The organism is Ruminococcus sp. RTP21484sp1_RTP21277st1_D2_RTP21277_210401 (genome assembly GCF_040924225.1).
Classification (GTDB): domain Bacteria; phylum Bacillota; class Clostridia; order Lachnospirales; family Lachnospiraceae; genus Blautia_A; species Blautia_A faecis.
The window spans coordinates 34822-47116 of record NZ_JBCOMJ010000021.1; the positions used below are offsets into that span (position 1 = coordinate 34822).

7 protein-coding genes and 3 pseudogenes are annotated in these 12295 nt (G+C 45.1%); 3 read left to right on the forward strand and 7 right to left on the reverse strand.

Annotated elements, in window-relative coordinates:
- Positions 1–333: 333 nt before the first annotated feature.
- Positions 334–2163 carry a sensor histidine kinase gene (locus AB5706_RS14280; protein ID WP_173773194.1) on the forward strand — a complete coding sequence of 610 codons (1830 nt, stop codon included), beginning with the start codon at positions 334–336 and terminating at the stop codon, positions 2161–2163.
- Between the two features lie 21 nt (positions 2164–2184).
- Positions 2185–2928 (forward strand): response regulator transcription factor, encoded by a 744-nt coding sequence (locus tag AB5706_RS14285; protein ID WP_173769864.1) that lies wholly within the window; start codon positions 2185–2187, stop codon positions 2926–2928.
- A 93-nt stretch (positions 2929–3021) separates the two neighbouring features.
- Here AB5706_RS14285 and AB5706_RS14290 read toward each other — a convergent pair.
- Positions 3022–3072, reverse strand: a pseudogene (locus AB5706_RS14290) (DUF6783 domain-containing protein); the annotation flags it as partial.
- Between AB5706_RS14290 and AB5706_RS14295 the strand changes: the two are divergent.
- Positions 3049–3297 (forward strand): annotated as a pseudogene (locus AB5706_RS14295) (DUF6783 domain-containing protein); the annotation flags it as partial. The pseudogenes AB5706_RS14290 and AB5706_RS14295 sit on opposite strands and share 24 nt — an antisense overlap.
- Before the next feature lie 430 nt (positions 3298–3727).
- Here the strand turns inward: AB5706_RS14295 and AB5706_RS23150 are convergent.
- The 6 genes and pseudogenes from AB5706_RS23150 to AB5706_RS14320 all read right to left on the reverse strand — a co-directional run.
- Positions 3728–5854 (reverse strand): annotated as a pseudogene (locus AB5706_RS23150) (glycosyl hydrolase family 95 catalytic domain-containing protein); the annotation flags it as partial.
- Between the two features lie 44 nt (positions 5855–5898).
- Positions 5899–8265, reverse strand: a complete 2367-nt coding sequence (locus tag AB5706_RS14300; RefSeq protein WP_195991277.1) for a glycoside hydrolase family 31 protein — start codon at positions 8263–8265, stop codon at positions 5899–5901.
- Positions 8266–8452: 187 nt separating this feature from the next.
- A complete protein-coding gene (locus tag AB5706_RS14305) occupies positions 8453–9322 on the reverse strand; it encodes an AraC family transcriptional regulator (RefSeq protein ID WP_148461547.1) in 870 nt (289 codons plus the stop codon).
- Positions 9323–9443: 121 nt separating this feature from the next.
- Positions 9444–9740: a hypothetical protein gene (locus AB5706_RS14310; protein ID WP_173718067.1), complete on the reverse strand. Its 297-nt coding sequence runs from the start codon at positions 9738–9740 to the stop codon at positions 9444–9446.
- On the reverse strand, positions 9741–10913 hold the full coding sequence (locus AB5706_RS14315; RefSeq protein ID WP_368366142.1) for an aminotransferase class V-fold PLP-dependent enzyme: 1173 nt from the start codon (positions 10911–10913) through the stop codon (positions 9741–9743).
- Between the two features lie 5 nt (positions 10914–10918).
- Positions 10919–12286: a hypothetical protein gene (locus tag AB5706_RS14320; protein ID WP_118577584.1), complete on the reverse strand. Its 1368-nt coding sequence runs from the start codon at positions 12284–12286 to the stop codon at positions 10919–10921.
- Between the last annotated feature and the right edge of the window lie 9 nt (positions 12287–12295).

The window sequence follows — 12295 nt, forward strand, 5'->3', positions numbered from 1 at the left end:
AAATGGCATTTACCTCATTCAGGAATCTCCGCTGATTCCTCTGTTCTTTTGATGATATTATTTTATCAGCCAGATGCTTTTTAATCCATGGATATTCTTACTTTCAATTTGTACTTTTTTCACCACATATTATACTTTTTTCACATAAGCTTATGTTTCTTCGAAAAGTCACCCGAAATTCTTATATATATTTTCTCTGTTTTCGAGCATTTATTTGTACTTTTTAAACAAATATGATATACTGATTTTTAATGTTTCACACATGGATTTCTGCATCTGCTTTCATAATATAGTCAGCAGCGCGGGCAAAACAATTACAGGAGGTATCGCCAGATGAAATCACGCAGTTTACAATCCAAGCTTTTTTTTGCCTATATCAGTCTGGCCTGCCTGATTCTTTTTTCTTTTGCTGTTTTTTTCTATGCTTTTGTTTCCAGACAGCTCAAGCAAAGTCAGATCAGTGCCATGAACACTCTCAATTCCAGCTTTCAGACTCAGGTAGATTCCGCGATCCGCAATCTGGATGCAGTATCTGTAAACATTAACTACAGCAATCAGTCAAAAACCATTCTGGACAATTCCTTCAACTTAAATATTTCCAGCAACATGCTTTCTGCCATGTCTGATTTGTTTATTTCCCTTTCCGGAACCGAGCTGAAGGCAGATCAGGTAAATCTCTATGATTTTTCCGGATATGTTCTGGAAGCCGGCATCTCAACTATAGTCAAAAAGACGGATGGCTCAAAGGATGAGTGGATTGAGGTCGCCCGTGAACTGGAGGGAAAAAAAGTCCTTACTCCACCCTACTGTACCAGAGAATATACAAAAACAGCCACCTATGACCAGTGGTTTATTTCCCTGTACCGATCCTTTAATAATCAATATAAACGTGGCGTGGGTGTGATTGAAACAGCCAAGCAGTGCAAATCTGTTTTTAAAAGTATCATCACTTATAAAAAAAAGAACCATGAAGATGCTGCCAGCATCTATGTTTTTGACAGCAATGGCGATCTGATCTATCCCTACGATATTTCCCAGGAATACAAAGCAGCACTTCAGCCCTACTATGAACTTACCAAGGGAGATGATTCAGCCCTCACTTTTATCAGTCCTCTTACAGGAAAAACAGAGTATGCAGCAGAGGCCGTATCCTCTTATACCGGCTATACCTATCTTACAATTCAGCCGGAATCTGTAGTTCTGGCTCCGGTTTACAATCTGCTTCGTATTCTTGCGGCAATTGTTGCGCTGTTTCTGACAATCTCCATCTTTATTTCCTACCGGCTTTCCCGTTCAGTCGTAAAACCGGTAAAGCATCTGAAGCATATTATTCAGCGCATGGAGCTTGATACACTTGGACAGGAAAAGGTAACTGCATATCCGGTTTCCGTTAATGAACTGGAAGAGCTCTACCAGGCCTTTCAGCTGATGAGCGACAATCTGAAGGATTCCATGGAGCAGCTGAATCAAGCTAAGGAGCAGGAAATGAAAGCCAGAAGCATGGCTTTGCAGACACAGATCAATCCTCATTTTTACTACAATACCTTGTCCAGCATTATAGTTCTGGCAGAGAACGGAGATTCTGAGACCGTGGTAAAAATGTGCCGGAATCTTTCCCGGATCATGCGTTATATTACCAATACCACAGAGACAACGGTCACTTTAAAGGATGAACTGGATTATGTACAGAAATATCTGTATTGTATGAAGGTCCGTTATCAGTCCAGCCTGAATTACAGCATCCATGTAGATGAAAGCCTTCTTTCCCAACCAGTCCCCAAGCTGATCATCCAGCCTATTGTGGAAAATGCCATTCGCTATGGTTCGAACTGTGCACCGCCATGGAACATTTCGATCACCAGCGTGGTCACGGAAGGAAGCTGGCAGATTGAAGTAACGGATTCCGGTCCTGGCTTTACAGAGGAAGCCAAAGAGAGGATCACTGCCAACATTATGAAAGCCATTCAGAATCCGGGACTTCCGGAACTAAAAATAAATGGGCTGGGAACTATAAATGTGTATCTCAGATGGAAAATATTCTGTAAAGGAGACATTATTTTCAGATATGGAAATACCGCTGATGGGCACGGAATCGTGTCTATTGGACGGTATTTTTCCAAGACAGCTAAATCAGCAGATGAAACTGACTGCATAAGTGAATAAGCAAGGAGGAATCAAAACAGTATGACGTACACTGTCATCGTTGCGGAGGATGAAGAACTTCTGCTCACAAATCTTGTCCAGAAAATCCAGAAAGCGGATCCGGATTTTCTGGTGGCAGGAACTGCACAAACAGGCGATCAGGCTCTGGCTCTGGTAGAAAAGCTCAGCCCTGATCTTGTAATTACGGATATCCGTATGCCTGTGATGGATGGAATCACCCTGCTCACAAAAGTAAGGGAGCAGTTTCCATTTACTAAATTTATTATCACCAGTGGATTTTCAGATTTCGAATATGCAAAAAAGGCCATCACTTTAAAGGTTTCTGATTATCTGCTGAAGCCAGTTGATTCAGAGGAGCTTAAAGAAGCTCTCTCCAAGATCAAACAGGAATTTCAGATTGCCGGAAATGATTACGAAGAGGTGTTTAATGCCCGGACTGCTGCCATGACACCAACTCAGATCGCCACATTACTGAAAGATTTCATTGTAAAAAACTACAGCGAGGACATTAATCTGAACCTGATCGCAGATAACATGAACTACAGTCCCAGCTACCTGACCAAAATTTTCTGCCAGGTCTACGGTTGTACCCCGTCCAAATATCTGATCACCCTGCGCATGAGCCACGCCCAGCGTCTTCTGGTCCATGAGCCTGGTCTGTCCGTGAAACAGATCGGGGAAATGTGCGGCTATCATGATCAGGGATATTTCAGCAGAATTTTTAAGAAACATACAGGTAAAAGCCCGTTGGAATTCCGGGGGTAAAGCTTTGAAGACCGGCAGGGATTGTTCCCTGCCGGCCTTCTGACACGCTCTAGAGCGTGTTTGAAAAAGGCTTTCTGCAAGATGTGCGTCACAATTTGTGGGAGATTTCGCCCGGATGAGGGCGCCGTAGCGGGCTACAGCAACCAAATTCGGGTGAAATATACCGCAAAGCGGGGCGTACAGATTGCGGGAATGATTTTTCAAACAGGCTCTAGATCCGGAATAATTCTGCATGCTCTTCTTTATACAGCTCTATATTTAAGTACTCTCCAAAGTGCACTTCATCTGGTCTTCCGTATTCATAGGAAACCTTCACAGATTTTCCTGGCCATGGGTTTTCCACTCTGCATGGGTGTCCTTTGTGGCTGAGTATGCTAACCCGCTCTACCTCACCGTCTTTCAAAGCAGCGCTTACCTCAAGCCCTCCCCAGGCACGGAAATTCCGGAAAAAGGCGTTTGGATGCTCAGCTCTCGGCCATACTGGGAAAATGCGGATCATGCCCTCGCAGCTTTGCAGCATCATCTCCTGGATGGCATCCGGGATGGTGTTCAGCTGCTCGATTCCATGAGGATTTTCCTTCAGAAAACCGTTTGGGATTCCCCGGTTCAGGATCATATCGCGCATTTCTTTCCAGATGATTTCCGGAGCGTAGCCTACACGTACTGCGGCAGTGAAAAACAGACAGCTTAGGTTAGAGGCATTAAAAGCACCAGCCTTGTAGAAATGAGGATTTTTTACTCCACCAGATTCCATTCCATTGCTGTAAGCTTCGCCATTTTCTAATTCACCATTGCTATTGAACAGCAAGTTATTTGCATTATCTTTATCTGCAAATTCTGCTTCTTCAAGTGCCTTCCTGTATTCCAGCTCTCCCAGCGCATTCTCCACCAGTGCATGTATCTGCACTGTATTTCGCGCCACTTCCAGCTCTTCCGGGGCACTTCCAAGCCCAATTGCATTGCCCGGATATATCTGCATCACATTTCCCGGAAAATGGAAAGACCATTTGCCACCGATACCTTCATCATAATAAATCTCTTTGTCCAGCATTTCTTCCGGAAGCAGATCCTCCAGCTTCACATCCACCTCTTTCCAAAGAGTTGGATTCTCCTGAATCTCCCGAATTGTCCCCTTTGGATAAGGTGCCAGGTTCTCTGCGATTTCCAGCCATTTTTCCCTCTTTTTCTCATCCAGATCAAGTGCCTCACTGATTCTCGGCATCCAGGTAAAGAAGGTTTTCAGATAACCTAATGTATTCACCGGATCTTCCGGAACGCCATTGTCACGGATGTTCCCATCTGTGCGCTCGTGCATACCATCTCCAACTACATGGTAAACGCCATCCCTGCACACCAGATCCTTTTCCCAGAAATCTGCCACACCGCGAAGATAGGGATAAACCTTCTGTGCATACGCCTCATCCTCCGTGATTCCATAACGATAGATCATATTCAAAGCACCGTGAATGGCAGGAGATTTCATATGCAAAAGCAGGGCCTCACTTACCAGGCCGTGAGGTCCCAGTCCCAGCGGATAATAAAGTCCCTCATGGTGAAGCAGCCGCTTACACATCTCATCTGAAATTTCCATCAGTTTCAGATAAGGCGCATCGTGAGGATCAGACTGCTGGAAATGTCCGGAGACCATCAGATTCAGATAGGGAGACTGATGGTTATAATTAATCTTATAATTTCCATTCCATGCCGGACGGTCAAAAGTACTGATTCCCAGAATATTGGGCGGATATTCCGGATCCCGTGCTACACTTGCCAGCATATACTTCGACAGATAATATCTCTGCTCGATCACCGGATCATCCAGGGAAATTTCGGAAACACTCCAAAACTTTTTCCACCATGCCCGGTGCCGTTCATGAAGAGTTTCCACATCTTTTTCCGTTATCCACCTTGCCCTGGAAAAGGCATACTCATAAGGCCTGCTGCACTTCGCCCAGGAGCGCACTGGCAGAACGAATGTTGCCCGCTTACCGGCTTTTATTTTTTTATGAGTGCTTCTGTCACTTAGCTTTCCTGTATTTCCAAATGCTTTAACTGCCTCAGCATTCTTTAAAATACCGTTTCCCGCCGAAGGTTCTGTAAATACCGCTTTATTTGATTTATTCCCACTTTCCTCAGTGAATATAATAGATCCCTTCTTTAAAGAAGCCAGACTTTCAACGCCGCCAATTACTTTCGTTTCCTTCAGAAAGCCCCCTGCAAAACCGACCTTAGTTGGAATATCCACATGATCTGAAAACTGCCGGTATCCACTTACAATCCCACCGCCGGTTTTCTTTACCTGCAGCGGACGTCCCGTCACCAGTCCAGCGAACATTCCGTTCTGGATATTCTCCAACTCACCGCTTCCCCAGACATCCACAGCTTTTTCGCAGCCTTTTCCTATTTCGTCCGGAAAATAAAAATCAAATTCCACATCCAGATCTGTCTCACTCTCAAACTCTACCACAAGAATGTTCTCATCTGCAGCCACCCAGCTTTTCAGAGAACATTTCTCTCCGGCGGAATTTGTCAATATTGTTATAGTTTCTCCCGTGGCAAACTTCTGCTCCGTATACCACCGGGCACCCTCCATAGCAGGAATATCAAACACCATACGCCCTACCGGTCTGGGGCTTCCGCCGCTTACCGCCGGATCACATTTGGCAGAACTGTTATCATGAAAGAATTCCCAGTTCGCCGCACTTTCCATTTGCCAGAAGTCATTGGTCGTAAACCAGAACTGTGGATACCTCCCATCCCCGGCCACTGCCGCCAGCAAATCTCCATTTCCCAAAATCGGCGCGTCAATCTTCGTCCCCGCATTCTGCCAGATTTTCCATCGTCCGCCCCCTGAAACATCCACATTTCCATCTGGCACAGCCGTCGGAGCCTCAGTAAATACAGCCCTATTTCTCTCTACAACCATATATCTTTCCTTCTCTCCACTTTCGCTTCCCGCACCGCAGTATCCTACTTTATAATCACCGTCTCATAAACCGCTTCCCTCATTCCCGGGAAGCTGCCCTCTCTACGCCCATTCACCAGCTGTCCTGCCGCATCCTTCCACTGGAATCTGGTCGTCGCATACGCCCCATTCTCAAAGTTATAGTTATTTCCTTCATCCTCATACAGCACAAACTCTCCGTCTGCCCCAGGATAAACGATAATCTGTACCGGCTTCTCTGGCTCCTGCTCTGCATAAACCAGCCCATCAGCCACCGGAATGATCGCACCCGCCTTCACGAAAATCGGGATCCGGTCAATAGGTGTCTCCACCTTCACATACTGGCCGCCCTCATATTTCTCATTTGTCCAGTAATCGTACCAGATCGTACCAGCCGGCAGATAACACTCCCATGTCTTTTCCCTGTTAAGCACGGTACTTTCCGGACCATAATACATAGGCTCCGTAACTGCACAGATCAGCAGGGATGGTCCAAACATAAACTCATTCTCCACCTTTCGCGCCTCTCTGTCCTCCGGGAAATCAAACAACAGGCTTCGCATAATGGTATAATCCTCAAAATGTACTGCCCCTGCCAGCGAATAAATATAAGGCATAAAATGATATCTCAGCTTGATAAATTTCTCGATAGCATCATAGAACATAGTGCCCTTTTCCCCGAAATTCCAGATTTCTCTCGGCGTATCTGTACCATGAGACCGGAACATAGGAAGAAATGTTCCCATCTGAAGCCAGCGTGTATAAAGCTCACAATATCCCTTATCTTTCACACCCTCATTATATTTTCCTTGCCAGAACCACTTGGGCTCCGGATCCGTGTTGCATCCGCATCCACGGTTCTGCCACTTATCTGCAACTGTGAAAAAGGCTCCGATATCCAAGGTCCAATAGGGATAACCGCTCAGTCCCATATTCAAACCTTCTACGATCTGGATCTTCAGATTCTTCCAGTCCGCGCAGGTATCTCCAGACCACAGCATAGCTGCATACTTCTGACCAGATGCATAACCGGAACGTGTCAAATTCAGTACACGCATATCCTCCCGAGCCTTTCTCTGGTTCTCATAAATTCCCTTTGCATGCTCCAGGGCAAAAGCGTTGGCCACAGCAGGATCCAGGTATTTCTTGTGCTCGCCTCCAACCAGCTGGAAACGCTCCCAGGGCTCTCTTTTCACCGCACCGCCCCAGTCCGGACCGGAAAACGGCTCTGTGGAGTCACACCACCAGGAATCAAAGCCCTGGTCAAACAGCCCCTCCTTCGCCTGTTTCCAGTACATTTCTCTTGCTTTTTCATTAAAAGCATCATAGGTTGCATAATCATACAGAAGATATCCGGCATCAAAAAATTCCTGATGATTTTTTCCTCCGGCATTCATATTCGGCCATACAGAGACCATGCTGTGGGCATGCATCTCATGAATCCGCTCCATGCACTCCTTGTTATCCCCATAACGGGACTGATCCAGAATCTTCTCCCCCCAGTTGCCCGGATCCCAGGTATTCCAGTCCTGAACCACACAATCCAGCGGAACCCCGATTTCTCTGTAATGGCGTACAATTTCCTCTAATTCTTTGGAAGTATAATATTGCTCCTTGGACTGGATATAACCATAAGCCCACTTCGGCAGCATCTGCGCCTTGCCTGTCAAATAGCGATAAGCATGGATAATTCCATCCATGGTATTGCCGCCCATGAAATAATAATCGATCTGATCCACTGTATCCAAAAACAGGTAAGACTCCCTTCCCTCATCATTAAAAGTCATCAAAGAACAGCAGTCAAACAGCACTCCATATCCTTCTGTAGAAACAAACAGAGGCATTGGAATCCTCATATTGTGCTGGTAAAGATACTGATTGTGTCCGCGATAATTGTAAATTCCTTCCTCCGCCTGGCCAAGACCGTGAATCTCTTCCTCCTCTTTCCAGTCGAAAAATACCCTTGCACGATAACCGTCGCGCACCTTCTCCGGCTTCAGATTCTGGATAAAGTTACGCTCACCGTCAACTGTTTTTACACGGTTGATAACCGGCTTCTCACCTCCAGTTGTATACCGCACTACATCAATTTTTGTTAAATCTGCCTTATCCTGTATGCACCACCTGGTTCCGTCCGCGTGCTTCCACTCTATTTTTCCAGATGAAAGTTCCAGAGAGGCCAGAACTTTTCCAGTCTTTAGTTCCAGCTTTTCTTCGTTTTCCTCTGCTGCAAACTCAACTGCCGGATATTCCTTTTTTTCAATAATAAGAGAGTCGTTTCCCTTAATCTCCTCTTTTCCAATTACACAGCGGATAATTTCCTCTGTAACCGGAATCAGCCGGTATAACATTCCTGCCGCTTCCGTCTGTACATACCTGTCTGTTTTTATCATTTTCCATTCCCTCCGTTTTTCAATCCCCTTTTTTTTACGTTGTCTGTCTGAAAGAGCCTCTTGCGTGATAATAAATTCCAACGAAATTTTCCATTACATAAAAAGCTGGCACATCAGGACAAAGCTTCCTGCTTTTATCCTAACATGCCAGCCTGAAAAAGGTCTATGTCTTATCTGCTCCTGAATTTTAATTATTTTTACTCTTCTCATATCCAGGAGTTTTTCCCATATGCTTCTTATATAATCTGTAAAAATTGGAAATATTATTGAACCCACATGCCAGGGCAATCTCAGTCACATTTGCCCCATCCTCCCGAAGCAGCTCCCGGGCCCGGTTCACACGCAGACGTGTCACATAATCACTGAAGCTGATGTTGGTGAACTTACGGAAATAGGAGGAGAAATAGTTGGAGCTCATATAAACAGACGCTGCAACCTCCTCCAGTGTAATCTTCTCACAATAATGAGCGTTTATGTAAGTAAAAGCCTGCTCCAGACGTTTCATGGCATTTTTCTTTTCCCGAAGCATTTCACCGGACTTGGTCTCATCCTGATAAGCCCGGATCAGCATGGTCAGAATCCGCAGAACATTCGCCTTAATCATAAGCGGATAGCCCTCCTTGCGCTCCTGCCATTCCTGGTAAATCTCCTGTATGCTGGTACGGATCTCCGTATTCACCGGTTCTTCATGGCCCACTCTGTTCTTAAAATTAGTTCCACGCTCAACAAAGGGCCGCAGATATTCCGTATCAAAAGTACTGATCTTCTCTGCTACAAACTCCGGCGAAAAGATCATAACCAAAAGCTTCATTCTGCCTCCCAGAAGCTTCCAGCCATGCGGCTCTACATTATTAAAAATGATAATATCATTCTCTTCCATGGTATATTCCTGTCCATTGACGAAATAGTTTCCCTTTCCTTCCAGAACCCAGGTGATCTCAAAATAGCTGTGCCAGTGCCAGGTTCCCGGATGACTGTTGGAAGGGTTAAGCTCCACTTCTGATATCTGAAAAGGAAATTCTTTATCAAGAGGAATGCTGTCTCGTTCCAGTCTCATACTCTGCCCCCTGTAATAATCTCATGAGCACAGTATAGCAGACTTGGGTTCTGCATGCAATCAGCCTTAAAGATTATGTTATTGTTCACTCCGTGACCAGTAACACGGAGCGAGCAGTAACTTATTCTTTTTGGGGACCGGAATCCAAAAATTCTTCTAACTTTTGCAGCTCATCCTCATGCTTCCCATGAACTGCAATTCTGAAATAATCTTTTCCCTGCACTCCCTTTATCATATAATAATCATTTTCTATTTTGAAAAAAGGCTCTTTCAGCATATCCAGATACACAAAACTTCCCAGAGGTCTCAGACTTAATATAAAAGCTCTGTCTATAGGCGCATCCAGAAGGTAATCCGTTGCGAACCAGCCTGATTCTGCACACTTTTCTCTTGACGGCTGTTTTCCAAGAATTTTCATTTAATCGGCTCCTCTCAATGATACTGCAATCTGGCCTGCTGCCTCCAGAAATGCAAGGATTTCCTCTTCTTTCGTAAACCAGGAAACGCTCACTCTCACAGTTCCACTATTTTTTGTTCCCATTGCCTCATGAATCAGGGGGGAACAATGAAGTCCGGCGCGCACTGTAATTTCATAACCGTTTTCCAGGATATATGCCGCATCGGAAGCCTTCAGCCCCTGAAAATTCAGGCTCATAACAGGTCCCTTACATTCCGCAAAACTGCCATATATCTGTACCCCCGGAATTTTTCCAAGCCCTTCATACAAAAGCTTCATCATCCTTTCTTCTTTTTCCTTTATCCTGTCCACGCCGGTTTCCAGCACGAATTCCACACCGGCAAGAAGTGCCCTGATTCCCGGCAGATTCTGAGTGCCGACCTCATACTCATAATCACCTTCTTCATAAGTAAGCTGTTGACTGTTCCGCCCTGTGCCGCCATACTTCAATGGCTTCAGTTCCAGCCCCTTTCTTATGAAAAAGCCCCCGGTGCCTTGTATTCCCAAAAGACTTTTATGCCCTGTAAAAATAACCCCATCTGCCTTCCAGCTGTCTGCATCCACCGGAATACAGCCTGCACTTTGCGATACATCAACAATCAGAAGCAGATTATTTTCTCTTACAAAATTTCCAATCAGCTTCATATCCTGCACATATCCGGTCACATTGGAACAGTGGTTTACAATAAGAGCTGACGGATTTTTCCCTGTGTTTTCCAGAGCTTCTTCCAAACCTTTTTCCAGTGCCTTCCGGGTAACTGCTCCATTTTCCAGGCAGGAAATGATTGTTACAGGATGCTTCTTTAATACCGGCTGATTCATAAGCGGGCGCAATACACTATTGTGTTCTGTCTGGGTTGCCAGGATTCCACACCCCTCTTCTCCGTAATCCAATCCACACAGCACTGTGTTCAGGCTTTCCGTAGCACCTGAGGTAAAAAAGATCCGGTCACGAGCATGGATGCCCAGCAGCTTTCCAAGCTTTTCCCTGCACCTTTCTTCTGTATCTTTTTTCAAAATTTCGCTTCCTCCCCGGAATTGCGAAGCAGGCGTGTCCATAAGACACGCCTGTACAGCTTCACATACAGAGGAAGGCTTGGGCCAGGAAGTGGCCGCATTGTTCAGATAGATCATCTAACTCATCCTTCCAGGATATTGAAATCCATAACCTTTGCAATTTTTTTGATCAGCCTGGTATAATCACCAAAAATCAGAACCTGATGATGTCCAAAGCCAGCCAGATTGTGCATAAACTCCCTTGCATCATCCATCTGGATATAGTAATACGGGCTGCAATAGGTCTCGGCATATTCCGAACGGATTACTTTTCCTTTCTTAATGCACATGGTATCACCTGCCGGATTGAAACGACCAAGTGTAATATAATCGTCTTCGTTCTGTGTAAAATCAACCTGAAGCTTACCGCCGAAGCCCTGTCCGGTAAATGCCCACAGCTTGTATTCCAGCGGTTTTGTTCCGTATCCGTTCATACAAAGTGCCGGAACTGCATGATGGATCCTGAGCAGCTCATCTGTCTCATGGTTCGGATTACCCATAAATGCCGGACGGTTGGCAGCATACTGCATGATCAGCATCGCCATAAGTGCATTCAAGTCTTCCTCGCATCCGCTTGGAATTCCCTCATCCTTCATAATTGAATGACACATGCATGGTGTAAATTTACGGTTCTGTGGAATTTCCGTCGTACAAAGCTCATGACAGGCTGTGGAAAATGCATTGCAGTCATAAATATCCATCATTTTCTTTGCTGCAAGATAATATTTAATGTCATTGATAAACCAGTCGGTATTTACCTGAGTATCTGTAGAACCAGCAATCAGCTTATCCGCAATTGGCTTTGCCTCTTCATCCGTAATCTCATCCATATATTTGAAAATAGATGTGAATGGAAGCTTGATCACTTCAAATCCATAACGCTGACGAAGAACCTCCGGATCACGGATAAGGCTCTGAATTCCAAATGTAGGCTGGGAACCTGCGGTCAGCACAAGTGCTCTTGTATTGCGAACTGCTTTTCTTACCCAGAGAATATGTGCGATTTCATTTACATCCTGAAGATCCATTGCCACGTATGCTTCCACACCAATTGAGCGGCAATATGCTGCAAAATCAATGCCCTCATTTCCATTCTGCCAGATAATGACCGGTTTTCTGTAGCGTTCCAGCTTCGGAATTCTCCATCCCATGCAAAGGAAGCAGTCAATTTCATCTACATCTTCACCGATCTTGTCGAACATTTCTTTTTCTACAACAAAGGATTCATTATATCTTACATCCAATGCCTCTTTAAATTCAACCTCGCTAATCACGTCCTTCAGGGCCTCTACAGAGCTTTTGAAGGTTTCATCAGCAACCTTTGTCTCTGCCTCTACAGTCATGTCTTCTTTTCGTCCGGCACGGCACGGTCCCTCCCAGAAATGAGTATGTGTCAGACAACCGATCAATGGTCTTACAACAAGTTTTACATCCATAGCTTTCTGTTTCATAGTTTGAAA

Coding starts and splice junctions, on each gene's coding strand:
- AB5706_RS14300 (WP_195991277.1), bottom strand. CDS start 8,265: ATGATAAAAACAGACAGGTATGTACAGACGGAAGCGGCAGGAATGTTA.
- AB5706_RS14305 (WP_148461547.1), bottom strand. CDS start 9,322: ATGAGACTGGAACGAGACAGCATTCCTCTTGATAAAGAATTTCCTTTT.
- AB5706_RS14315 (WP_368366142.1), bottom strand. CDS start 10,913: ATGATCTATCTGAACAATGCGGCCACTTCCTGGCCCAAGCCTTCCTCT.
- AB5706_RS14320 (WP_118577584.1), bottom strand. CDS start 12,286: ATGAAACAGAAAGCTATGGATGTAAAACTTGTTGTAAGACCATTGATC.
- AB5706_RS14310 (WP_173718067.1), bottom strand. CDS start 9,740: ATGAAAATTCTTGGAAAACAGCCGTCAAGAGAAAAGTGTGCAGAATCA.
- AB5706_RS14285 (WP_173769864.1), top strand. CDS start 2,185: ATGACGTACACTGTCATCGTTGCGGAGGATGAAGAACTTCTGCTCACA.
- AB5706_RS14280 (WP_173773194.1), top strand. CDS start 334: ATGAAATCACGCAGTTTACAATCCAAGCTTTTTTTTGCCTATATCAGT.